This window comes from Cytobacillus sp. SAFR-174, assembly GCF_051964675.1.
GTDB lineage: Bacteria > Bacillota > Bacilli > Bacillales > Cytobacillaceae > Cytobacillus.
The window spans coordinates 95,783-118,440 of the sequence record NZ_JBQCMZ010000003.1; the positions used below are offsets into that span (position 1 = coordinate 95,783).

At 44.3% G+C, this 22,658-nt stretch carries 23 protein-coding genes; 21 read left to right on the forward strand and 2 right to left on the reverse strand.

The window, feature by feature from the left end; translation table 11 throughout:
- The first annotated feature begins 172 nt into the window (after positions 1-172).
- The 10 genes from nuoI (at position 173) to spoIID (ending at position 10,799) form a co-directional block, all read left to right on the forward strand.
- Entirely contained in the window at positions 173-592 is a 420-nt protein-coding gene (gene nuoI / locus ACTHRG_RS04420) for an NADH-quinone oxidoreductase subunit NuoI (RefSeq protein WP_035327886.1), read from the forward strand.
- Positions 589-1,110 carry an NADH-quinone oxidoreductase subunit J gene (locus tag ACTHRG_RS04425; protein ID WP_048007953.1) on the forward strand — a complete coding sequence of 174 codons (522 nt, stop codon included), beginning with the start codon at positions 589-591 and terminating at the stop codon, positions 1,108-1,110. The genes nuoI and ACTHRG_RS04425 overlap by 4 nt, the downstream gene beginning before the upstream one ends.
- The gene (gene nuoK / locus ACTHRG_RS04430; protein ID WP_035327883.1) at positions 1,107-1,421 is read left to right on the forward strand and encodes an NADH-quinone oxidoreductase subunit NuoK; all 315 of its coding nucleotides are present in this window, start codon (positions 1,107-1,109) and stop codon (positions 1,419-1,421) included. Before ACTHRG_RS04425 ends, nuoK begins: the two co-directional genes overlap by 4 nt.
- A gap of 131 nt (positions 1,422-1,552) precedes the next feature.
- Positions 1,553-3,421, forward strand: a complete 1,869-nt coding sequence (nuoL, locus tag ACTHRG_RS04435; protein ID WP_076257140.1) for an NADH-quinone oxidoreductase subunit L — start codon at positions 1,553-1,555, stop codon at positions 3,419-3,421.
- Positions 3,418-4,935: an NADH-quinone oxidoreductase subunit M gene (locus ACTHRG_RS04440; protein WP_076257142.1), complete on the forward strand. Its 1,518-nt coding sequence runs from the start codon at positions 3,418-3,420 to the stop codon at positions 4,933-4,935. Before nuoL ends, ACTHRG_RS04440 begins: the two co-directional genes overlap by 4 nt.
- Positions 4,936-4,941: 6 nt before the next feature.
- Complete coding sequence (gene nuoN, locus ACTHRG_RS04445; RefSeq protein ID WP_076257144.1) at positions 4,942-6,462, forward strand: NADH-quinone oxidoreductase subunit NuoN; 1,521 nt, start codon at positions 4,942-4,944, stop codon at positions 6,460-6,462.
- A gap of 482 nt (positions 6,463-6,944) precedes the next feature.
- On the forward strand, positions 6,945-7,196 hold the full coding sequence (locus tag ACTHRG_RS04450) for a DUF1146 family protein (RefSeq protein WP_076257146.1): 252 nt from the start codon (positions 6,945-6,947) through the stop codon (positions 7,194-7,196).
- Between the two features lie 270 nt (positions 7,197-7,466).
- Entirely contained in the window at positions 7,467-8,207 is a 741-nt protein-coding gene (locus tag ACTHRG_RS04455; RefSeq protein WP_076257148.1) for a YwmB family TATA-box binding protein, read from the forward strand.
- A 33-nt stretch (positions 8,208-8,240) separates the two neighbouring features.
- Positions 8,241-9,551: a UDP-N-acetylglucosamine 1-carboxyvinyltransferase gene (gene murA / locus ACTHRG_RS04460; protein WP_076257150.1), complete on the forward strand. Its 1,311-nt coding sequence runs from the start codon at positions 8,241-8,243 to the stop codon at positions 9,549-9,551.
- A 216-nt stretch (positions 9,552-9,767) separates the two neighbouring features.
- Positions 9,768-10,799: a stage II sporulation protein D gene (gene spoIID / locus ACTHRG_RS04465; RefSeq protein WP_076257152.1), complete on the forward strand. Its 1,032-nt coding sequence runs from the start codon at positions 9,768-9,770 to the stop codon at positions 10,797-10,799.
- A gap of 24 nt (positions 10,800-10,823) precedes the next feature.
- Here the strand turns inward: spoIID and ACTHRG_RS04470 are convergent, their stop codons facing one another.
- Positions 10,824-11,252 carry a VanZ family protein gene (locus ACTHRG_RS04470; protein ID WP_076257154.1) on the reverse strand — a complete coding sequence of 143 codons (429 nt, stop codon included), beginning with the start codon at positions 11,250-11,252 and terminating at the stop codon, positions 10,824-10,826.
- A gap of 143 nt (positions 11,253-11,395) precedes the next feature.
- Here ACTHRG_RS04470 and ACTHRG_RS04475 point away from each other — a divergent pair, with 143 nt between their 5' ends.
- The 8 genes from ACTHRG_RS04475 to ACTHRG_RS04510 all read left to right on the forward strand — a co-directional run bounded on the left by ACTHRG_RS04475 (position 11,396) and on the right by ACTHRG_RS04510 (position 18,363).
- The gene (locus tag ACTHRG_RS04475; RefSeq protein WP_076257156.1) at positions 11,396-12,361 is read left to right on the forward strand and encodes a M23 family metallopeptidase; all 966 of its coding nucleotides are present in this window, start codon (positions 11,396-11,398) and stop codon (positions 12,359-12,361) included.
- Between the two features lie 19 nt (positions 12,362-12,380).
- Positions 12,381-12,533: a hypothetical protein gene (locus ACTHRG_RS04480; RefSeq protein ID WP_175609059.1), complete on the forward strand. Its 153-nt coding sequence runs from the start codon at positions 12,381-12,383 to the stop codon at positions 12,531-12,533.
- Positions 12,505-13,110: a pyroglutamyl-peptidase I gene (locus ACTHRG_RS04485; RefSeq protein ID WP_076257158.1), complete on the forward strand. Its 606-nt coding sequence runs from the start codon at positions 12,505-12,507 to the stop codon at positions 13,108-13,110. The genes ACTHRG_RS04480 and ACTHRG_RS04485 overlap by 29 nt, the downstream gene beginning before the upstream one ends.
- A gap of 294 nt (positions 13,111-13,404) precedes the next feature.
- Positions 13,405-13,587 carry a hypothetical protein gene (locus ACTHRG_RS04490; RefSeq protein ID WP_048008002.1) on the forward strand — a complete coding sequence of 61 codons (183 nt, stop codon included), beginning with the start codon at positions 13,405-13,407 and terminating at the stop codon, positions 13,585-13,587.
- A 137-nt stretch (positions 13,588-13,724) separates the two neighbouring features.
- Positions 13,725-14,027 (forward strand): DUF4212 domain-containing protein, encoded by a 303-nt coding sequence (locus ACTHRG_RS04495; protein WP_076257283.1) that lies wholly within the window; start codon positions 13,725-13,727, stop codon positions 14,025-14,027.
- Between the two features lie 93 nt (positions 14,028-14,120).
- Positions 14,121-15,791: a sodium:solute symporter family protein gene (locus tag ACTHRG_RS04500; RefSeq protein ID WP_076257160.1), complete on the forward strand. Its 1,671-nt coding sequence runs from the start codon at positions 14,121-14,123 to the stop codon at positions 15,789-15,791.
- Positions 15,772-17,679, forward strand: a complete 1,908-nt coding sequence (locus tag ACTHRG_RS04505; protein WP_440230631.1) for a DUF294 nucleotidyltransferase-like domain-containing protein — start codon at positions 15,772-15,774, stop codon at positions 17,677-17,679. Before ACTHRG_RS04500 ends, ACTHRG_RS04505 begins: the two co-directional genes overlap by 20 nt.
- Before the next feature lie 18 nt (positions 17,680-17,697).
- The gene (locus ACTHRG_RS04510) at positions 17,698-18,363 is read left to right on the forward strand and encodes a 3'-5' exonuclease (RefSeq protein WP_076257165.1); all 666 of its coding nucleotides are present in this window, start codon (positions 17,698-17,700) and stop codon (positions 18,361-18,363) included.
- 89 nt (positions 18,364-18,452) lie between these two features.
- Here ACTHRG_RS04510 and ACTHRG_RS04515 read toward each other — a convergent pair whose 3' ends face one another.
- Complete coding sequence (locus ACTHRG_RS04515) at positions 18,453-19,085, reverse strand: LysM peptidoglycan-binding domain-containing protein (RefSeq protein WP_076257168.1); 633 nt, start codon at positions 19,083-19,085, stop codon at positions 18,453-18,455.
- A gap of 689 nt (positions 19,086-19,774) precedes the next feature.
- On the opposite strand from ACTHRG_RS04515, the gene spoIIID reads away from it, so the two are divergent.
- The 3 genes from spoIIID to ACTHRG_RS04530 all read left to right on the forward strand — a co-directional run bounded on the left by spoIIID (position 19,775) and on the right by ACTHRG_RS04530 (position 22,625).
- Positions 19,775-20,047 carry a sporulation transcriptional regulator SpoIIID gene (gene spoIIID, locus ACTHRG_RS04520; RefSeq protein ID WP_009332173.1) on the forward strand — a complete coding sequence of 91 codons (273 nt, stop codon included), beginning with the start codon at positions 19,775-19,777 and terminating at the stop codon, positions 20,045-20,047.
- Between the two features lie 538 nt (positions 20,048-20,585).
- Positions 20,586-21,587: a rod shape-determining protein gene (locus tag ACTHRG_RS04525; RefSeq protein WP_061793486.1), complete on the forward strand. Its 1,002-nt coding sequence runs from the start codon at positions 20,586-20,588 to the stop codon at positions 21,585-21,587.
- A 198-nt stretch (positions 21,588-21,785) separates the two neighbouring features.
- On the forward strand, positions 21,786-22,625 hold the full coding sequence (locus ACTHRG_RS04530; protein ID WP_076257170.1) for a flagellar hook-basal body protein: 840 nt from the start codon (positions 21,786-21,788) through the stop codon (positions 22,623-22,625).
- Positions 22,626-22,658: the final 33 nt, after the last annotated feature.

Consider the following 22,658-nt stretch of genomic DNA (forward strand, 5'->3'; position numbering starts at 1 on the left):
GCTCTAGCGCCTACCCCCTCGAGGTCTCAAGCTTGTCTAGTTGCGGCTCCTAGGGACTCGGGGTCATAAGCCGTTTCCTTTCAGAAGAAAGAACGCCTTCTTACAGGAACCGTCTTATGCCTGTCGGGGGTGGGCAAGGCGCTTCCGCATTTCTTAACAAGGGGTGAAAAACATGCTTGGTTTAGCGAAAGGATTATCGTATACCCTTAAAAACCTGACACGCAAAAAGGTAACCTATGATTACCCGAATGAGCCGCTTCCGCTTCCGGACCGGTTCAGGGGAATTCAAAAGTTTTACCCTGAAAAATGCATTGTCTGCAATCAGTGTGCAAATATTTGTCCCACCGATTGTATCGAGCTGACAGGGAAAAAGCATCCGGACCCTGCTAAAAAGGGGAAAATCATTGATACCTATGATATCAACTTCGAAATTTGCATCCTTTGCGACTTGTGTACAGAGGTATGCCCAACCGAAGCGATTATCATGACCAATAATTTTGAACTGGCGGAATATAGCCGTGATGAGCTGTTTAAAAACCTTGAATGGCTCGATGAAAATGATGAAAATATACGGAAGGTGAATAAAGCATGACGTTTTCAGGTGAGTTTTTAGCGTTTATGTCTCTAGCTTTAGTTGCGGTCATCGGCGGCGTGCTTTTATTGAACCTTACCAAAGTTGTGCATATGGTTGTCGCTCTTGTATTTACATTTGTAAGCATCGCCGGAATTTACGTGCTGCTTTCAGCTGAATTCCTGGCTGCGGTCCAGATTTTGATTTACTCTGGAGCGATTACCATCATCATGCTGTTCGGGATCATGCTGACACGCCATAACGACACAAGCGAGCCCAAAACCGGCCGCTGGCGTAAGCTGTTAGTATTCGTGGGGGTTCTTGGCTTCGCTTTCGCGGTCTACATCGGAATTTATAACCTTGATTTGCCGTCAGCGCCGAATGACCTTCATGTCAATAATACTGAGCAAATTGGAATTGAACTTTACTCAAAATTCATTATTCCGTTTGAAGTAACATCTGTCCTATTATTGGTCGCTTTGATTGGATCCGTTGTCTTGGCTAAAAAAGACGATGAAAAGGAGGCTGAAAAGGAATGAGTACAGTTCCCGTTCAAGCATACCTGGCATTGGCTTTAATCCTCTTTTGCATCGGTCTGTATGGTGCTTTGACTAAGCGCAATACTGTGATTGTCCTGATCTCAATCGAACTGATGCTGAATGCGGTTAATATTAATCTAGTGGCATTCAGTAAATATGGCATCACACCGTCCATTACCGGACAGATTTTTACGCTATTTGTTATTGCGGTTGCCGCAGCAGAAGTGGCAGTTGGAATAGCAATTCTGATTTCACTTTACCGTAACAAAAAGAGCGTTAACATTGATGAAATGGATGCTATGAAGCACTAAAAATACTGTAAAAATGCAGCCAGGCTGGCTGAGAATTGAAAAGGCGGCCACCCGCCTGAAAGGACCTGTTCATAAGGTCCCAATCTGGCACGCCGTGCAATAGGGTGTGTTCAAAAAAGGGGATTGTGATAATGATGGAGAATGCATGGATCATACCGCTTTTCCCGCTTTTATCGTTTTTGTTCCTTATTTTATTCGGCAAACGGCTAAAAGAAGCGAGTGCTTATATTGGGATTCTGTTTACCCTGGCATCGCTTGTCTATTCCATATTGGTGCTGGTTGACCGGTTTTCGGCACCAACTTATAAAGCAGAAGGCGTTTGGCTGACTATAGGGGATGTTCAGTTAACAGCGGGTTTTGAAGTTAATCAGTTAAATGCACTGATGCTGGTGATTGTTTCACTTGTCAGTTTCCTGGTACATACGTATTCGAAAGGCTATATGCAGGGGGATGACCGTTTTCCTGTTTTCTATGCCTATTTAGGGTTATTTACATTTGCCATGCTGGGCCTTGTTATCTCGCCTAATCTTCTTCAGACGTATTTCTTCTGGGAGCTTGTCGGACTTGGTTCTTTCCTGCTGATCGGTTTCTATTTTTACAAAGAGGAAGCAAAGGCTGCGGCCAAAAAGGCATTTATCATGACGCGTATCGGAGATGTCGGCCTTTTGATCGGAATGATTCTATTATTCTGGCAGGCTGGCAGCTTTGAGTATGATGAGATTTTTGCAGCAGTTGAAGCGGGTGCCGTTTCAGGCACAATGATTACATTAACAGCGATTCTTATTTTTGTAGGGGCTGTCGGCAAATCAGGCCAGTTCCCGCTGCACACATGGCTTCCTGACGCAATGGAAGGGCCGACGCCAGTCTCCGCATTAATCCATGCAGCGACAATGGTAGCGGCAGGTGTGTATTTAGTGGCGGCGCTATTCCCGCTGTTTGCAGCAAGTGAAACAGCACTGATGACTGTTGCTGTCATTGGGGCCTTCACAGCCATCTTTGCAGCAAGCATCGGCTTGGTTCAGAAGGATATTAAGCGGGTGCTCGCTTATTCAACCGTCAGCCAGCTCGGCTATATGATGCTGGCTCTGGGTTCTGCCGGATATGTAGCCGGCGTGTTCCACTTAATGACGCACGCCTTTTTCAAGGCTTTGCTGTTCCTTGCAGCAGGAAGTGTCATCCATGCCGTTCATACACAGAACATTGAACATATGGGCGGTCTGTGGAAAAAGCTGCGCATAACTGGCCCTCTGTTCCTGATCGGAACACTGGCGATCAGCGGTGTGCCATTATTTTCAGGATTCTTCAGTAAAGATGAAATATTAATCGCTGCCTGGGCACACGGGAACACGGTGCTGTTCTGGCTTGCGGTAATTGCCGCATTCTTTACGGCATTTTATATGTTCCGCCTGTTCTTTATGGTGTTCACTGGTGAAGCAAGAAGTGATATGAAAAATGTTCATGAATCGCCAAGTGTTATGACATTGCCAATGGCAGTGCTTGGGGTTCTGGCTATAGTAGCTGGATATGTGAATACACCATGGTTTGGAACATTTCTAGGAGATTGGCTGGTAGAAGATAACCATGCACTTGGCCATGGCCATATTGAAGGGCCTGCATGGATTATGATTGTTGCAACTGCAGTATCCCTGCTTGGAATTTTCCTTGCCTGGCTAATGTACGGCAAACACTCGCTTTCACGCGATTGGCTGACAAGCAGAATGCCGCTTTCATACCGTGTTTTGTACAATAAATACTATATCGATGAATTCTATTCGCTGACCGTAGTGAATGGGGCGAAATTCATCAGCTCATTCCTGCGCTTCCTGGAAGTATTCCTGGTTGAAGGCCTTGTAAAGAGTGTAACTGGCATCACGTCTGCACTCGGAAAACTTGGTTCAAAATTCCATAACGGCCAAATTCAGACGTATGGAACAGTGGCGTTTGTCGGCCTGGCTATTTTAGTTGTCATCTATGCGTTTACAGGGGGGTACTTAAAATGAACTTAGCTTATTTTCTATCCATTTTAGTTTTCTCCCCGCTGCTTGGTATTTTAGTGTTATCTTTCCTGCCGAGAACGCAGGAATCATTGATCAAGACAGTTGGCTTTCTGTCCACGCTTCCTGCGCTGATATTGGCGCTAATCGCCTATTTTCAATACCGGGCAGGTGCTGGTCTGGAACAGCTGAATGAAAAAGTAAGCTGGATTCAGTTTGGCGATTCCGGCCAGCTTGGAAACCTTTTTTCCATTGATTATGAATTGGGGCTGGATGGATTCTCCCTGATCATGATTGTCCTGACAGCTGTACTTTCTACACTTGCAGCGATTGCTTCTATTCATATTAAAAAAGAATGGAAGGGTTACTTCATGCTGTTTTTGCTGCTTGAAGTCGGCATGCTGGGTGTATTTGCCGCTGAAAACCTGATTCTTTTCTTTATTTTCTTTGAAATCACATTAATTCCGACCTTCTTCCTGATTGGGAAATGGGGTTACTATGAAAAAGAAAATGCGGCATACAGCTTCCTGATCTATAACGGGCTTGGATCTGCTGTTCTGCTGATTGTCATTATGGTACTGTTTGCCCGTACTGGCACAGCCAATATTGATGCTTTGATGGCCGCAATGAACGCGGATAACCCGCAGCTTGTTGCGCCAATCTCTGAAAATATGAAAATGGGCATGCTGATTGCGCTTTTAATTGCATTTGGTGTAAAGCTTCCGATTTTCCCGCTGCACAGCTGGATGGTGCGGGTCCACGTACAAGCTCCGCCATCAATCGTCATGCTGCATGCGGGAGTACTTTTGAAAATAGGGGCATTCGGTTTAATCCGCTTCGGGATGGGAATATTTCCTGAGCAATTCCAAAGCCTTGCTGTATGGCTGGCTGTGCTTGGAGTCGTGAATTTACTGTATGGAGCGTTTCTGGCGTTTGTTCAGACCGATTTTAAAATGGTGCTTGCCTACTCTTCTATTTCCCACATGGGAATCGTTTTAATCGGGTTAGGCGCATTAAATGAGGCAGGAATGCAGGGGGCGATTTTCCAGGTGGTTTCTCACGGTTTAATCGCAGCACTATTATTCTTCCTTGTGGGTGTCTTTTATGAACGCTTTCAAACCTCCAGCATTCAAAATCTCGGTGGTTTGGCAAAAGGGATGCCTATTACGGCAGGCTTCCTTCTTGCAGGGGCAATGGCCTCCCTTGGCCTGCCTGGCATGTCAGGGTTTGTGAGTGAATTTATGGCCTTCCTTGGCCTGTTTAAAGAAATGCCGATTCTCGCTGCGGTCGGTACAATCGGAATCATTATGACAGCTGTTTACCTGCTTCGCGCGGTCCTGGGTATCACATACGGCAAAGCGCATCGGGACTTTGCCGGCATAACGGATATGAAAAAGTTTGAGTTCGTGCCTGTCCTGGTCTTAGTCGGCTTAATTGTCCTGATTGGTGTTTATCCAAGTGTGCTGAGCGAACCGCTGACCTCAACACTTGAAACGATCATGCTTGGGATAGGAGGGTGATGAAGGATGGATCTCGAAACATTATTATCTTATGAATGGGGCATAATGACGCCGGAGTTCATCATCCTTGGTGTTGCGACCGCTCTTTCACTAATGGATTTGTTTATGCCGAAATCCCAAAGCCGGAAAATCCTCGGCTGGGTCGGCTTTGCCGGAATTCTCGCGGCTCTTGTTTCCTTAATGGGCCTTATCGGGCATAGTCCGGAATCCATTTTATTTGATACGTTCAGGCTTGATTCCTTTGCAAAAGCTTTTAAGCTGCTGCTCTTAATCGGATCTGCGATGGTACTGCTGATTGCCATTGGCTATGAGCCGAATGAAGGATTGGAAGAATTCAGGGGGGAATTTTTCTATCTGTTCATGGCTGCATTACTAGGGGCAATGATCATGTCTTCAAGCGGAGATTTAATTACTCTGTTTGTGGGACTTGAGCTTCTTTCCATTTCGTCCTACATTCTCGCAGGCATGAGAAAAAGAAATCTGCATTCAAACGAATCTGCCATGAAATATGTGATCAACGGCAGTATTGCCACAGCGATCACTTTGTTCGGAATGAGTTACGTATACGGTTTAACTGGAACGACGAACTTAAAGGAAATGTCCGGATTTTTGACATCCATCTATAATGAACAGCATATTTACCTGTTAGGCCTTGCATTCTTTATGATCGTGGTGGGACTTTCTTTTAAATTGGCTACAGCGCCGTTCCATATGTGGGCGCCGGATGTGTACCAGGGTGCACCTACACCTGTAACAGCTTTTTTAAGCGTAGTTTCCAAAACAGCCGGATTCATCATTGTTATCCGCATTCTGTTTTCAATCTTTGCGAATGCGCCATCCGGTGATGTACAGGGGCTTCCGATGATCCTGGCTCTTCAGGATTACATTGCCTTCCTGGCAGGAGCCACGATGATTATTGGGAACTTGATTGCGTTAAGACAGCGGAATATCAAGCGTTTGTTTGCCTATTCCAGCATCGCTCAGGCCGGTTACCTGCTGGTTGTGATTGCAAGCATGTCACTATTCATGTTTGATACGCTCTGGTTTTACCTCGGTGCTTACTTATTCATGAACCTTGGCGCTTTCGCGATTATCCAGCAGGTGACACATAAATCGGGATCAGAAGATATCAGCCAATTTGCCGGGCTTTACCGCCGCGCACCGTTCCTGGCCATCGCCATGGCTATCTTCCTGCTGTCACTTGCAGGTATTCCGGGGACAGCCGGGTTTATTGGCAAACTGAATATTTTTATGGGTGCATTAGTGCCAAATGAAGGTCATTATGTACTGGTATCGATTATGATTGCGACCACAGTCGTTTCATACTTCTACTATTTCGGTGTAATGGTGCAAATGTTCTTCAGGCCTGCAGCTGATGCTGATACAGGAAAAGTTAAGATTCCAGCGGCTTTAACAGCTGTTATCGGAATCAGCCTGGCAGCCACCATTCTGTTCGGAATTGCACCAAATATCGCATTTGACTTCCTGCAGGGCAATTTCAATCAGTTTACTGATTTCTTTCAATAAGCGTGTTTAATAATGTAATTTGTTGTTTTCTAAACAAACATAAGTTTTTCCACTGAGTTGATTGGAACGGAGGCCACTTGACTCCTGCGGGAGGAGAGGGAGCGGGAGACCCCACAGGCGAAGCCGAGGAGGCTCCCGTTCCTCCCCGCGGAAAGCAAGTGGCCGCAGTGGAAATCAACGGACAGGATTTTTAAGGGAAAAGGCTTTTTAAAATGGGGGTTTTAAAAAGCTTTTACGAAAAAGGGGACAAAAGGGGTATAAATAAGAGGGGGAAATTTCCCCTTCTTTTTGTTTGCCTTGGTTTAGACTTCGTGTTTATTCGACAATTCGATATAATGGACATACAATCGGCGAAAAAGAAAGAAACTTAATTTTCAAAAAATATCCAGTCATGAAACTTACCTGATAGTATAAACGTCAAATGGTATTGTAGCGCACAGAGCAGGTAAGCGAAGTGGCAATGAATTAAAGGAGGGAAGAAGATGATATCAGGATTTGGGCAGCAGGCACTCATCAGCATTATGTCGCATCTGGTGTTTATTGCGCTGGCCTGGTGGGCGCTTCAGGCATTGCGGTTTGAAACTCTTTTGCGGGCAAATCATGTTTTTCAGGCACGTGTATTGTATGTTCTGCTTTCAATTGTAATTGGATCTTCCGTCAGCAACTTCTTTCTCGACTATCTTTTATGGTCCCAGCAGCTTCCGCTTATACTGCAGAACATCACCTTTTTTTAGGTACTGTATAAGATAGCCATATTTTTTATAAATATAGGTCTTCATACATGTTTTCATTTTGACAATTATTGAGTAAAATCTTTTTGTTGCTAGTTTCCTTGCATACATACTATTTTGTGAAATGGTTTTCAAAGTATGCACTAAAGCGCACAAAGAGCTCCAAATTAACAGTATTTTAACTGCCTTTCAGTTTGTCAAAAAGTGACGACAATTCCCAAGTATGCTCACTCTATCCTTGGTAACAATGGTACTAAGGGGAGGAGTTTACAAATGAAAAAATCATTCAGTACATTATTTATTATTGCCATTATTGGTTTCATGATGATAAACATTGGGAATAAGACGACTGTAGCCAAAGGGGAGCTTGACCTGTTGACGATGGCCTCGGTTTTACAGGGCGAGAATATTTTTATCAAAGATTGGACTTTGCATGCGAGAGAAAAAATGGAAAGCCAAAACCTTCAGGAAGTAAAAGCATTCACCAATGATCTGCAGTCTCAATATCCTGATTGGGAATGGAGCTTTCAAAAAACAGAAAAATCATGGGAAGCAAAAGCTATTATTAAGCAGACAGATGCTCAGTCAGAAACAGTAAAAATTTTATCAACCCCCACAAAAGGTCAAGTTCAGACGTATGTGATTTATGAGGCCAAAGGTCAGGGGTGGAAACAAGAACAGAGCAAACTGGCTGCAGAACTAAATAGTAAGATTTCTGACATTTTTCGAGGAAATGCCACAATTTTCTCTTGTATCCAAGGCGAATTCAATGGTAAGATTAATAAGTCTTTGCCTGATACTGCTAGTCAATTACTGGACGCTTTTAATGCGACAGAAATAGAAGCACTAAAAGAAGACCAATTTATTTCAGCATCAGCAAATTCGCCGCTTTTTGGTGAATCGATTGAGACAAATGGCAATGAAATGAACATGCAGCTTGGATTACGGACAAATGGAATGGGCGCCAAGACAAACATAGTTATTGGCACACCCATCATAATGATTGAATATTAATATAGAGAAATTGGACGCGGAGGGGAATACACTTTGGATAAAATCATCGTCCGCGGCGGAAATAGGTTAAGCGGTTCTGTCAAAGTTGAAGGAGCAAAAAACGCTGTTTTACCGGTTATCGCCGCAACACTGTTAGCAAGTGATGGCAAAAGCGTAATTCGTGATGTCCCAACACTCTCCGATGTATATACTATTAATGAAGTATTACGCTATTTAAACGCCGAAGTGGAGTTTGAAAATAATACAGTAACAGTAAATGCATCTCGAGAGTTGAAGGTAGAAGCACCATTTGAATATGTACGCAAAATGCGTGCTTCAGTTTTAGTCATGGGATCTTTATTAGCAAGAAATGGCCGTGCCCGTGTGGCATTGCCAGGGGGCTGCGCAATTGGTTCCCGCCCGATCGATCAGCATTTAAAAGGCTTTGAAGCGATGGGTGCGAAAGTAAAGGTTGGTAATGGCTTTATTGAAGCGGAAGCACCGGAAGGCCGCTTGCATGGAGCAAAAATATATCTCGATTTCCCTAGCGTTGGTGCTACGGAGAACATTATGATGGCTGCAACATTGGCTAAAGGCACAACGGTTTTGGAAAACGTAGCTAAGGAACCTGAAATTGTGGACCTGGCTAACTTCCTTAATAAAATGGGTGCCAAGGTTAAAGGGGCAGGAACGGGCACGATCCGCATTGAAGGTGTGGACGTACTGTTCGGTGCAGAGCACAACATCATTCCTGACCGCATTGAAGCAGGCACATTCATGGTGGCAGCTGCCATTACAGGCGGAGACGTACTTGTAAAAGGTGCTGTACTTGAGCATTCTGCTTCATTAATCGCCAAAATGGAAGAAATGGGTGTTACCTTCATTGAAGAAGCTGAAGGCATCCGTGTTATGGGTCCAGACAAGTTGAAGGCCGTTGATATTAAAACAATGCCTCATCCTGGATTCCCGACAGACATGCAATCACAAATGATGGCCCTATTGCTTCACGCTCAGGGTACAAGTGTGATTACGGAAACTGTATTCGAAAACCGTTTCATGCATGTGGAGGAATTCCGCCGCATGAACGCCGATATTAAAATTGAAGGCCGTTCCGTGATCATGAACGGACCAAGCAATCTGCAGGGCGCAGAAGTAGCTGCGACAGACCTTCGTGCAGCAGCAGCCTTGATCCTGACTGGATTGGTGGCAGAAGGCGTAACACGCGTGACAGAACTGAAGCATCTTGACCGCGGATATGTGGACTTCCACGAAAAGCTTGCCGGACTGGGAGCAGATATCGAACGTGTGACAGAAGTGGAAGAAACACCTGTTAATAATGGTCTTGTTTCTGACATGAACGCATAAGTAATGCCAATCAAGGCGGCTTCCTTAGAGTCATCAAAATAGTCGCCTTGCGCGCATTTCAAACTGAAACCGCAGAATCGAGCTGTCAGAGGACTGACAAATCGATTCTGCGGTTTTTGCTTTGAAGCAATTATTAATCTATTGTCATATTAGCTTGTCCATAGCCATAAACATGAATTGAGTTCGAATTATTTATTTGCTATGGAGGCTTAAAACATGACAAAATTCAAACCTTTCATCGTACTAGCCGCTCTGTTGTTTGCCGTCACGCTCATCGTTCCCTCCCTGCTTGTGATTCCTTTTACAGAAGGGAATGTCAGCGGGAAGCTTGGTGAGGAGCTTAAAACTGATGCCAAGAAAGAGACGGCGGCAGAAATTCCTCAAGGGCCAGCCATAGAGGTAGGAGTCTACCGCCTTGCACAGAAAAGGGTGGAGACGGTACCGCTTGAAGATTATATTGTCGGAGTGGTAGCATCAGAAATGCCGGCCGAGTTTGAAGAAGAAGCTTTAAAGGCACAGGCATTGGCGGCAAGAACCTTTATCGTGAAACAAATGATGAACAAAGATAGCGTGGAACTTCCTGAAGGGGCATTAGTGTATGATACCGTAACCCACCAGGTTTATAAAAATGAAAGTGAACTGAAGCAAATTTGGGGACCAGATTACAAATGGAAAATTCAAAAGGTTAAAGATGCCGTAAACTCAACAAGGGGCCAGATCCTCACCTTTGACGGCTCGCCGATAACAGCTTCCTTCTTTTCAACAAGCAACGGCTTTACCGAAAATTCCGAAGCCATCTGGCCAAATTCCGTTCCTTATTTAAAGAGTGTAGAAAGCAAATGGGACCTGCAGTCGCCGAAGTTTAACGGCAGAGAGGTATTTTCTGTACAGGATTTTGAAAGGAAATTGGGCGTGAAGCTTCCAAATGACAGCACCATAGGCACAGTGACTGAGCGAACAGCCGGCCAGCGGGTTTCCAAAGTGGATATTAACGGGAAAGTAGTCAGCGGAAAAGACATCAGAGAGAAACTGGGCCTGAAATCAACAGACTTCACCTGGGAACGCAAAGGCGACAATATCATCATCAACACCCAAGGCTATGGCCACGGAGTCGGCATGAGTCAATACGGCGCAAATGGCATGGCAGCTGAAGGAAAGAACTACAAAGAAATCGTTGCTCACTATTATAAAGGAGTGGAAATTGAAGCTTCTGACCAACTGCTGACGAAAGTAACGGCTAAAAAATAAACGAAAGAGCTGGTTCATAGAGAATCAGCTCTTTCGTTTTGCCCTGCCAAAGAAACTAAGAAGCTTACCAAGCCTTTTAAACTTCCCATAAAAAAGAGCCCTGCTGATAAAATACCAGCACACCGCCACACCGGTAATATCCTTAACAGCATCAATCACAGCAGCAGACCGGTACGGTACAAAGGACTGATGGATCTCATCGAGAATTCCGTAAAAGCACGCAATAAGTGCCAAAAGAATATTCACACCCGGCGTCAGCTTAACGGCAGTCATTGCTGCCAGAACCAGAAGAACATATAAAATACCAAACTCAATCAGATGCATAGATTCTTTTATAAATCGGTCCACAGCCAAATCCGGCAGCTCCACCACAGCATCTGCCGGCATGCTGGACAGGATCCAAATCAGCGCCATATACAGGAAAGGCAGCACGCGTATTATCCACTTAACCATTCTTCAGTAACTCCTTTAAAAATATTTTCTCAGATCATGCATAATCCAAAAACGTTTGTCGAAAAATAAGCCCAAAAAATTTTTTTTGAGAAATGTATATAATCCTCTCAATCTGTTCAGACTGATTGCTGAGGTGATGATAAATGAGAGAGGAAGAAAAGAAACGATCTTCTCAAGATTCCAGCTTTAAACGCTTTATGAAAAAGCGGTGGGCATTCCCAGCAATCTACATTGCAAGTGCAGCAATCATTCTAACCGGTGTTCTTTGGTACCAGACTAGCGACAACGCTACAGACACTGACAGCTACGATTACGAAGCCACTGATATTACCGGCAAAAAGTACGACGAGCCAGCATTGGAAGTTAACCGTGCAATGGAAAACTTCGTAATGCCTGTCAAAGACCCAGACTCAGCTGTCATTCAAAAACAATTCTATGACTATGACGGCAAGGCTGAAGAACAGGAAGCTGCTCTAGTATTTTACAATAACACATACCATCCGAACACAGGTATTGATATTGCCACTAAGGATGGGGAAACATTTGATGTCCTTGCTGCATTAAGCGGAAAAGTTACCAAGGTAGAAGAAGATTCACTGTTGGGTAATGTCATTGAAGTGGAGCATGACAAAGGAATTGTAACACAATATCAATCTGTTACAGAGATGAATGTTGAGGTTGGCGACCAGGTAGAACAAGGTGATGTCCTTGCAAAGGCAGGCGAAAGCTTGTTTAATGAAGAAGCAGGCGTACATGTACACTTTGAAATCCGCAAAGACGGAACACCGGTCAATCCGCTTGATTTCTTCAATAAGCCGCTAAGCTCTTTACAAGAGCTGGACACAGCTGACAAAGCAGACGCTGAAGAAAACAGCGGTGCAACTGAAGAAAACGATGAGGCTGCTCCTTCTGAGGACAAGTCCACTGAAGAGTCCGGCAAAACGGAAGATGAAGGTTCTGCTGAAGAATCTGCAGATGAAAATGCCGGAAATACGGAAGAAGACGAGTCTGCTGATACAGAAGAAGACCCAGCTGGAACTTCTGAAGACGAAGGTCAAACTGACGACCAAGTTGAAGAAGACACTGCAACTGAATCAACTGACGCATAATAATAGGGAGTCTGCCGAAATGGCAGGCTCTTTTTTGGTTACTGGCATTACCCGAATTTTGTCGAATAATCATTATTTCGACAATTCAGCCATTATCCTGTATGATATTTCGATAAACGAAGTGTTATATAGGGGGAGAAGACATGAAGAAGCTGCTGTTAACCGGTTTTGAACCTTTTCTTGATTTTCCGATCAATCCTACAGAAAAGATCGTGAATGCATTGGATGGCAAGACGATTGGAGACTATCAAATCATGGGGCATCTGCTGCCGGTGGATTTTAATCTCGCGCCACAGAAAATAGTAGAGGAAGTGGCAGGAAAAAAGCCGGATGCAGTGATTTCTCTCGGGCTGGCTGCCGGGCGGACCGCCATCACTCCTGAGAGAATCGCGATCAATTGCCAGGACGGCGAGCCGGATAATAGCGGAATCGCACCTGAAGACAAACTGATAGAGGAAAATGGCCCCGATGGTTATTTTTCCACCCTGCCGATCCGGCGGATGGTTAATAGACTTAAGGAAGCAGGATATCCTGCAGCCATCTCAAACACAGCGGGGACATATCTATGCAACAACGTTATGTATTCCGTGCTTCACCTGCTGAAATTGACAAACACTGAATTACCGGCGGGTTTTGTACACATTCCGGCATCCCATGCACTGGCGGCTGCCAGCAAAAAAAGCATGGCAAGCTGGTCAGATGCCGATCTGCTGGAGGCAATTACGCTGATCATAACAGAATTGGACTAAGGGGCCGGAATGGCTCTTTTTTTCTTGGCATTTTTCATTATTACTATAGTGTTTTCCTCTAATACCCAAAAGCCTTTGCCAACTATTTTTGCTGAAAAAACCTTATATATCAAAGTCCTTCAAAAATATTTATATTTTTTCCCAGCATGTACTTGACCTGAAAATGATTTTTGTACATAATGAAGTATGAATTTTCTTAAAATTAAATGAAATCAGAAAATGTATCAAGCGCCATCTTGAAGTGTAAACAGAAAGCGGAAAAATGACAACGCTTTCTAAAAGGGGGAAACCGAATTGCTTCCGTTACTGGCTATGATGATCATTACAGGTACCTGCCTTTTTCTTGCTTTAAGGAAGAAAAGGCCAATCTTCCTGGCAGTCCCATTTCTATCAATCTTTGCTTACTTCCTCGTTCAAATCATTCTTGTTCCCGCACCTTTCATGGATACAGTCAAATTTATTTTCAGTTTAAGGTAATGGTTTTGTCCGGGTCCGGATAATGGATCCGGTAAAATAGCAGCGATTCGGCTGCATACATCACGATTAAGGAGTGACTTTGGACCAAATTCATCAGTATTTGAATGCAATTTATTATTTTTATCGGGGGTGGAGTTTTGAAGAAAATCGATAAAAAGGTAGCGGACAGTTATTTCCGCGAAAAGACTCGGAATATGATCATTTATTTTGCTATTGGCTTCCTTGCTTCTTTTGGCGTGGTCTTCTTTGCAGAACCATTAAGCGGCATTACCATTAACGGATTCCCATTCCATTACTTTATGGGCGCACAGGGAGCTGTACTGACGTTTATCATTCTGCTGTTTGTTAATGCAAAAATGGGAGATGCGATCGACCGGAAATATGGAATTGATGAAAACAAAAATGAACAAATCAGTTCAGGGAAAGTTCTTGATCATTAATTAACGAAAAATAAGCGGCTGTTCGAACTTCCGCAATACAGAGAGATAAAAGGGGCGTCATAAAAAAATCGATCGAAAAAAAGGGGGATGTTCTTGGATACACAGTTTTTGGTCTCATTATCTATCATTTTAGCTACATTTGCTTTGTATATTGGCATAGCCATTTACAATAAGGCAAAAGAAACTTCTGAGTTCTATGTTGCCGGCCGCGGAGTGCCGCCGATTTTCAATGGAATGGCAATCGGTGCTGACTGGATGAGTGCCGCTTCCTTTATCGGGATGGCAGGAACGATCATGCTTCTGGGCTATGACGGTCTTGCCTATATTATGGGCTGGACGGGCGGGTATCTGCTCTTAACCTTCCTGCTGGCACCCCAGCTGCGGAAATACGGCCGCTACACGGTTCCTGAATTCATCGGTGACCGCTTTGAAAGCCATACTGCCCGTGTGATTGCAGCCCTTTGTACAATTATCATCAGCTTCACCTATTCGATTGGCCAGCTTTCCGGTTCGGGAGTGGTAATTGGCCGCCTGTTTGAAATTGATGCAAAGCTTGGAACCATGATCGGTGTCGTTCTGATTGCCTTTTATGCTGCATTCGGAGGCATGAAGGGGATTACTTGGACGCAGGTTGCTCAGTATGTCATTTTAATTATCGCTTACTTAATTCCGGTCATTTTCATGGCACTGCAATTAACAGGGAACCCTATGCCATGGATTTCCTACGGTGAACTTGTCGGTAAAATGGGTGAGCTGGACCGCGAACTGGGAATCTCTGAATATTTTGCGCCATTTACCAATGGAACGAAATGGCAGTTCCTTGCCCTTATGTTTACACTCATGGCTGGTACAGCAGGACTTCCGCACGTAATTGTCCGTTTCTATACGGTATCAACGATGAAGGCAGCCCGCTGGTCGGGAGCATGGGCATTGCTGTTCATCGGCTTGCTTTATCTGTCTGCACCTGCATACGCAGCATTCTCCCGTTTCATTTTAATGACACAGGTTGCCGGAAGTAAAATTACGGAGCTGCCAGCCTGGACGAAAACCTGGGTGGATACAGGCAAGCTTCAGGTAGCGGATGGCAATGGCGATGGAGTCCTGCAATGGAAGGAACTCATTATCTCAAATGATATCGTGGTTATGGCGACACCGGAAATTGCCAATCTTGGGATGTTTGTCATCGGTCTGGTGGCAGCAGGGGCAATGGCTGCTGCGTTATCAACGGCCGGAGGATTGATGATTGCAATTTCTTCCGCATTTGCTCACGATATTTTTTACCGGGTGCTAAAACCGAATTCAACTGAAAAAACTCGTCTCTCCGTTGCCCGCTGGTCCATTGTCATCGCCACTCTTTTGGCAGGTGTGATCGCACTTAACCCGCCAGGAGCCATTACGCAAATTGTTGCCTGGGCTTTCGCGCTCGCGACAGGGACATTCTTCCCGGCGCTCGTTCTGGGTGTCTGGTGGAAGCGTTCAAATTCACAGGGGGTTATTGCCGGTCTGCTGGTCGGATTAGGTGTAACCTTGGCGTACATCTTTGCAGCTAAATATGGCGGATTTACAATCCTCGGAATCATTGATACAGGTGCCGGCGTGTTTGGTGCCACAGCGGCATTTGCAGCTAATATCATTGTTTCTCTAATGACAGCCGCTCCTTCGCAAAAAATTCAGGAGGAAGTTATGGATCTTCGCTATCCGGAACAAATGGTCTATAAAGATGGTGAAGTATGGATGAACGATGATGAATCAAAATCTGTATAACCTGTACAATTTGGAGGCTGTGCGGTTTCACCCCTTTTTCCATGGGGTGGAATCTGACACGGCCCTTTCACTTCTAGCCATGTGTGAAGTACGCTGCTACAAAAAGAATGATATGATCCTGAAAAAAAATAAACCGCGTGAAGGCCTTCTGCTCCTTTTAGAAGGTCTTTCAGAGGTATTAGTGAAAAATGACCACAGCGGGCGGGAGGAAGTGCTCGAAGTAGTCCAAACAGGAGAGCTGATTGGATTTTCCAGCCTCGCTGATTTCCTGGGTGTTTCCAAACAAACTTCTGCAGAGCTGGTTGAAGTCAAAGCCTCCAGTGAGGTAAGGGCACTGTTCATTCCGTTTGAAGTGGTGAGAAAAAGATGGGATGATCCTGCAGTTCATGATTACCTGCTGACTCAGGTAGCCCTCAGATTGAAGGATGTATACACATCCCTTGCAGAACAGGTCAAGCTTGCGACAGATTATGGGGAAAACGATGCATTCATGATCAGGGTTCAGGATGTCATGAGCAGTGAGGCAGCCTCAGTCAGCACCGCTGCAACCATTCAGGAAGCTGCCCGGCTCATGCTTAAAAGAAAGATTAGCTCGATCCTTGTTACAGAAAAGGACAGCTTAAAAGGCATTATTACGGAAAGAGACATTGTGGAAGGGGTGGCAGCTGAAGGGGCAGATATTACTGCTCCAGCAAGCACCATTATGACAGCGGGTCCAGTCACGGTATCAAGGTCCGCTTATTATTATGACGCCCTTTCACTGATTCTTTTTAAGGGAATCAAACACCTGCCGGTAATGGAAGGTTCAAAGGTCGCTGGGATTGTGACATTATCAGATTTGCTGAGAAAGAAAAATGAGAATGTGATAAAGACGGTTCAAAAAATCGAAAAAGCCGATCGGGACAGTCTTCCGCAAGTGAAAACCGGCATCTATGAGATAATTGTTTCTTTAATAAGAGACCGTGTTCCTATATTAAAAACGCTTGAGATCATTACAAAGCTGTACGATCGCATGAGCGGCAGAATTATAGACCTATCTATTTCTGAACTGAGGGAAAAAGGCTTGCAGCAGCCATGCGAATTTTCTTTCTATCATATGGGCTCGAGCGGCCGTGGAGAGCAGTTCATGCTCACAGATCAGGATCATTTCCTGGTTTATGAAAGCCAATCGGAGAAAGCTGACGATTTTTTTGAAGAGCTTGGGAAAAGGATCACTTCTAACATGGAGAGTGCAGGTTACGCACGGTGCAAAGGTCTCATGATGAGCAGTGAGGAGAAATGGCGGGGGTCGCTTGCGGTATGGGAGGAGCGGCTGCGAACCTGGATGCTTCAATCCACTAATGACAATTTATTGTTAGCGCAAAACTTTTTCTCCTATCGGTTCATTGCGGGGAGTGAAGGGCTGCATGCAAAATTTGAAGCAATGGCTCAGGAGCAAATGAAAAGATCCAGAATTTTTTTATACCGTCTGGCACAGCTTGAAAGGGAACATACCATTCCCACGCTGGATCGGCCGCTCCGGTCCTTATTTAAGCTGCAGCGCAAAAGCATGGATATGAAAAAAGAAGTTTTATTTCCCTATCATCATAGCCTGCAGATACTCTCCCTAATGCATGGGAAACTATCAGGCACACCGCTTGAAAAAATAGATTTTCTGCAGGAAATGCAGGTATTCTCAAAGGAGTTTGCACACGATTTGAGAGGATCTGTAAGCACTATACTTACGTTGTATGTCACCCAGCGCTGGCAGCAGGAACAAAACGGTGCCGCCCCATCTTCCGTTGTCTCATTTTCCAGAATGTCTACCCGAGAAAAAGAAGAATTGATTCTAAGCTTAAAGACATTTAAGGAGCTGCAGAGCCAGGCAATGGCAAGATTCTCATTATAGCTTTAAAAGGAGGCTGGTATGTTTTTTCTCAGAAAAAATGTGTCATGTTCGTTAAAATATGAGAGTATTCCATTATCCACTCCCCTTGAAGATCTGAATTTTATAGTCTTCGATACGGAAACCACTGGATTTCAAGTTTCTGCGGCAGACCGAATCATTGAAATAGGCGCCGTCCCGGTAAAAGGATTTCAAGTGCAGGAAAAGGACCTTTTTCAGACATATGTTAACCCAAAACGACAAATTTCTCGGGAAATAAAAGAACTCACCTCTATTACCGATGAGCTGGTAAAAGATGCCCCGCAGGCCTGGGAAGCTATTCAGAGCTTTTTTGAGTATGTCGAATCAAGGGAGGCGGTATGCCTGATTGGGCATTATGTTAGCTTCGATGCCTTGGCTATTAAAAGTGAATGTAAACGCGAAAAGCTTTCGTTAAAAAGTTTCCTGACCATTGATACGCTGGATCTGATTGGTTTTATCGCTCCGTCCTGCGATATGCGCGACCTTGAGAGGTATGCCATGGCATTCGGCACCCGCATTTATGACCGGCATCGTGCCGCTGGGGATGCTTTGACGACCGCTTATCTATTTGTTGAGCTGCTTTATCAATTTCAGCAGAGGGGCCATAAAACCTGGGGAGAGTTGATTAAAGCAACTGACAGTCAAATGAGATCACTGCATTATTAAGCGTCAGGCATACGTGGTTGGAATGTTGATGAGCGGGTGGGTGATGTGGTTAACGAGGAAAAGCCGGCTGAATCCGGCTTTCCATCCCATTATTGAATATTGATCAGAGCATCGTCCTTGTAAACCACAAGGATTTCACTTCCTGACATTTTTTGATAAGACGTTGCTGTCCCATACGGTACCTTTAGTGTGAAATAATCATCCCCGTTTTTAAATTCCACTGTAAAATTGTCAGCAGCACCTGTGATGACTGCCTTTGTTTTGGTAATATCACCTTGAATGGTCAATTTCTGATTGATGAGGACCATATCTCTTTTTAACTTGTTCAATGTTTTCAGTTCATTGACACTCATACGGTAGCGCTTTGCGATTCCCCAAAGTGTATCGCCCGGCACCACGGTGTAAACGGCTGTCTTAATGGAATCTTCTATATGTCGTTCAATCCGAACCTCCAATTTTTGGCCGGGCTGGATCGTGTCAGCCTTAAGGTTGTTAACCGCTTTTAATTCTTTAACAGTCATATCATGTACTCTTGAGATTTTGTATAAGGTATCTCCTTGCTTCACTTTATAGAATCCTGTTAATGCATGAGTTTCTTTTGCTGAAGCGCTGAAACCGGCTGATGCGATTACTGCCGCAAAAACGGTGCTGGCTGCCGTCATACCTCTTGCTTTCATCTTCTTTCTTTTATTATTTTGAATTCTTTCCTTGCGTGTTTGCATTCTATAGTCATCCTATCCTTTGGAATATTGTGGTGTCATAACCAGTTAAATGAATTGTTTCCCCCAAAAATAGTACGGTGTAAATATGCGCTTCACAATAGGGAGGAGTTCCTGGCTCTTTTCCCTTGTTTCCAAAAATCCATATAGTTCAATGCGCCCTATAATTGCTAGATATATGCAATTATCTGATGTAAATGAAATAGTTTGCGACATCGAAATGAATTAACAGGGAATGAAGAATTTTGTCGAATATGCGGGGAAAGTCCTGAATCTTATCCATGGAACAATTGAAATTAGGAAAGTTGTCACTGGTCTTTAGACTGCTTATTCTTCAAATACCCTAAAGGATTTTTTGAAAACATTTCTTTTTTTGACTTCCAGATGTCCTATTTTCAAAAAATTTAAACAAAACCTTGTCCTTATTGCATTTTTCGTGCATATTCCCTCAACCAAGCTAATAAACTGTTACAAACCTTACAAAGAGAATGTATGAGGTGAGGGATCGTTTTACTAAACTAATGAATATGTTGAGGACATGTTTAATTATCGCAAACTGAAAGCAAGCATTTCAGGCGCATGTATGATTAACTTCAATTAATCAGCAATCCATGCGGAATACAGTTAAAATCCAGACAGAAAGCGAGTCTCATTTCACACTTCTCACATCCAAATTGGGGAGGGCGAGTGGTGTGCACGATTACATCAAAGAGAGAACTATCAAGATTGGAAAGTATATCGTGGAGACGAAAAAAACGGTTCGCGTAATCGCGAAGGAGTTTGGCGTATCCAAAAGTACAGTCCATAAAGACTTGACGGAAAGACTGCCTGAAATCAATCCTGAACTGGCAAACGAAGTAAAGGAAATCCTGGATTATCATAAATCGATCCGCCATTTGCGCGGCGGTGAAGCCACTAAAATGAAGTATAAAAAAGAAGAAATGGAAGAAGAGCCAGTTAAATGAAATGAAATGAAATGAAATGAAATGAAATGAATGGCGCCGATAAGGGCGTCAAAGGCTAAAGACTGCCATTTAAAAAGTGTCACGGCTAATTTTCAAAGCTGTACATGAACCTCAATTGCGGCTCCGGGGGCTAAAAGCTCATAAGCTGTTTCCATAGCCTGAAACCTTGGCTTTGCTCTATGGATTTAAGCCCCTTTTCAAGTCGCCTGCATCCTTTTCCCCATTTCGACAAAAACCCGCAAAAAGTCTCACAAATTCTGTCAAAATGTTACTGCTTTCACAAGGAATGTGATAAAATATAAAATTAGGATAGAACTTGGTTCGTAAAGACTAGGACTCCTAAAGAGACGCCAGGCAAAATCATTTCTTTTATTAAAGAACTGATTTTTTTGCGTGGCCTTAACTGCTGTTGCGAATAATGATTTGATCATCTAACTGAAAAATTAATAAGCGAAGTTCGCTTTAAGAATGCCTAAATAGAGAGAGCCTTCAAAGGTGCGGACAGAAGCTGGCCATGTTGCAAGGAGGAAAAAAAGAAATGTTTGCTAGGGATATTGGGATTGATTTAGGAACAGCCAACGTGCTAATCCACGTTAAAGGCCGAGGTATTGTGCTGAATGAACCATCGGTAGTGGCGATTGACCGAAATACAAACAAGGTGCTGGCCGTAGGAGAAGAAGCACGCCGCATGGTCGGCCGTACGCCGGGGAACATCGTGGCAATCCGGCCGCTAAAAGATGGGGTTATTGCCGACTTTGATGTAACAGAAGCGATGCTGAAGCATTTTATCAACAAACTGAATGTTAAAGGCTTCTTATCGAAGCCGCGCATTCTGATCTGCTGCCCGACAAATGTGACAGGTGTTGAACAGAAAGCGATCAGGGAAGCGGCTGAAAAAAGCGGCGGCAAAAAGATTTACCTCGAAGAAGAGCCAAAAGTTGCGGCCATCGGAGCAGGCATGGACATCTTCCAGCCGAGCGGCAACATGGTTGTCGATATCGGCGGCGGAACAACGGATGTCGCGGTTTTATCAATGGGTGACATTGTGACGTCTTCATCCATAAAAATGGCCGGAGATAAATTTGACAACGAAATTCTTCAATACATCAAAAAAGAGTACAAGCTTTTAATCGGTGAAAGAACAGCTGAAAACATTAAAGTAACGATTGGGACTGTGTTCCCTGGCGGCAAAAACGAAGAAATGGAAATCCGCGGCCGCGATATGGTTTCCGGTCTTCCAAGAACCATTACAGTTCGTTCCGAGGAAGTTCAGGGTGCTTTGGCAGAATCCGTTGATGTCATCGTCCAGGCTGCTAAAAGCGTGCTGGAACGCACACCTCCTGAATTGTCTGCAGACATCATTGACCGCGGGGTAATTTTAACAGGAGGCGGCGCACTTCTTCACGGAATCGACCAGCTTTTGGCGGAAGAGCTGAAAGTTCCTGTCTTAATTGCCGAAAACCCGATGGATTGCGTAGCTGTTGGAACTGGCATCATGCTTGATAATATTGATAAGCTTCCGAAGAAGAAGCTTGTATAACAACGGACCTGCCAATTTGGCGGGTTTTTCTTTTTGGGTCAGCTGAAAGTAAACTTTTTTCCATTTCAGCCGATGAAAAGAAGGTACAGCACTTTTTCAAAATCTGACTTCATTCTTCAAATTTTTAATGTTTATTGTCGGAAAGTTTTTTATAATAGAGCTAGAATAGATTGTTCGGAATAAATAGAGGTGAAACAGATGTTTAGAGGTTTCTACACAGCTGCTTCCGGAATGCTTGCACAGCAGCGGAGAACGGAAGTACTGACAAATAATATGGCGAATGCCAATACACCCGGCTTTAAAGCAGATCAGACGAGCCTGAGGGCTTTTCCGGAGATGCTGCTCAAGCGAATGGGCCAGCAGACCGTGCCGACTGAAAATGGACTAAACCTTCCTTATAATAATGAAGTCGGGAGACTGACTACGGGGGTTTATATGCAGGAGACGCTACCGTCCTTCATGCAGGGAGATATGAAGGAAACAGGCCTCGGTACTGACCTGGCATTGCTGGATCTTAATTTGCCGGTTAATCCGGAAACAGGCTTAAGAGGGACTGTTTTTTATAACGCAGCTGGAAACGACGGCGAACCGCGCTATACGAGGAATGGGAATTTCACCATCGATGCCGGGGGCTATTTGACGACAGCAGGCGGATTATATATTTTAGATGATGCGGGTGAGCGGATTCAGCTCTCCAGTGACCGTTTTACAGTAAGTGAAGATGGTGTGATTACCGGTGAAGCGGGTGAAACAGCCAGACTAGGCATCACTTTTTCCCAAAATCCCGAAAGTCTGAGAAAAGAAGGCGACGGACTTTTTGCAGCGACAGAAGAGAGCATCCTTGAAAATGCCTATAATGCACAGAATGTCCAATTCAAGCTTCAGCAGGGCTATCTGGAGCGTTCCAATGTGGATGCATCCCGTACAATGACGGATATGATGGCAGCCTATCGCTCTTTTGAAGCCAACCAAAAGGTTCTCCAGGCATATGACCGCAGTATGGAGAAAGCCGCAAATGAAATCGGGCGGATCGGGTAATGACCTGCCGCAGACCCGCTAAGGGGGAAAAAC

What these genes read in the sequence shown, in the direction of transcription:
- nuoI (WP_035327886.1), top strand. Translation starts at nt 173, where the DNA reads ATGCTTGGTTTAGCGAAAGGATTATCGTATACCCTTAAAAACCTGACA.
- ACTHRG_RS04425 (WP_048007953.1), top strand. Translation starts at nt 589, where the DNA reads ATGACGTTTTCAGGTGAGTTTTTAGCGTTTATGTCTCTAGCTTTAGTT.
- nuoK (WP_035327883.1), top strand. Translation starts at nt 1,107, where the DNA reads ATGAGTACAGTTCCCGTTCAAGCATACCTGGCATTGGCTTTAATCCTC.
- nuoL (WP_076257140.1), top strand. Translation starts at nt 1,553, where the DNA reads ATGATGGAGAATGCATGGATCATACCGCTTTTCCCGCTTTTATCGTTT.
- ACTHRG_RS04440 (WP_076257142.1), top strand. Translation starts at nt 3,418, where the DNA reads ATGAACTTAGCTTATTTTCTATCCATTTTAGTTTTCTCCCCGCTGCTT.
- nuoN (WP_076257144.1), top strand. Translation starts at nt 4,942, where the DNA reads ATGGATCTCGAAACATTATTATCTTATGAATGGGGCATAATGACGCCG.
- ACTHRG_RS04450 (WP_076257146.1), top strand. Translation starts at nt 6,945, where the DNA reads ATGATATCAGGATTTGGGCAGCAGGCACTCATCAGCATTATGTCGCAT.
- ACTHRG_RS04455 (WP_076257148.1), top strand. Translation starts at nt 7,467, where the DNA reads ATGAAAAAATCATTCAGTACATTATTTATTATTGCCATTATTGGTTTC.
- spoIID (WP_076257152.1), top strand. Translation starts at nt 9,768, where the DNA reads ATGACAAAATTCAAACCTTTCATCGTACTAGCCGCTCTGTTGTTTGCC.
- ACTHRG_RS04470 (WP_076257154.1), bottom strand. Translation starts at nt 11,252, where the DNA reads ATGGTTAAGTGGATAATACGCGTGCTGCCTTTCCTGTATATGGCGCTG.
- ACTHRG_RS04475 (WP_076257156.1), top strand. Translation starts at nt 11,396, where the DNA reads ATGAGAGAGGAAGAAAAGAAACGATCTTCTCAAGATTCCAGCTTTAAA.
- ACTHRG_RS04480 (WP_175609059.1), top strand. Translation starts at nt 12,381, where the DNA reads ATGGCAGGCTCTTTTTTGGTTACTGGCATTACCCGAATTTTGTCGAAT.
- ACTHRG_RS04485 (WP_076257158.1), top strand. Translation starts at nt 12,505, where the DNA reads ATGAAGAAGCTGCTGTTAACCGGTTTTGAACCTTTTCTTGATTTTCCG.
- ACTHRG_RS04505 (WP_440230631.1), top strand. Translation starts at nt 15,772, where the DNA reads ATGAATCAAAATCTGTATAACCTGTACAATTTGGAGGCTGTGCGGTTT.
- ACTHRG_RS04510 (WP_076257165.1), top strand. Translation starts at nt 17,698, where the DNA reads ATGTTTTTTCTCAGAAAAAATGTGTCATGTTCGTTAAAATATGAGAGT.
- ACTHRG_RS04515 (WP_076257168.1), bottom strand. Translation starts at nt 19,085, where the DNA reads ATGCAAACACGCAAGGAAAGAATTCAAAATAATAAAAGAAAGAAGATG.
- ACTHRG_RS04525 (WP_061793486.1), top strand. Translation starts at nt 20,586, where the DNA reads ATGTTTGCTAGGGATATTGGGATTGATTTAGGAACAGCCAACGTGCTA.
- ACTHRG_RS04530 (WP_076257170.1), top strand. Translation starts at nt 21,786, where the DNA reads ATGTTTAGAGGTTTCTACACAGCTGCTTCCGGAATGCTTGCACAGCAG.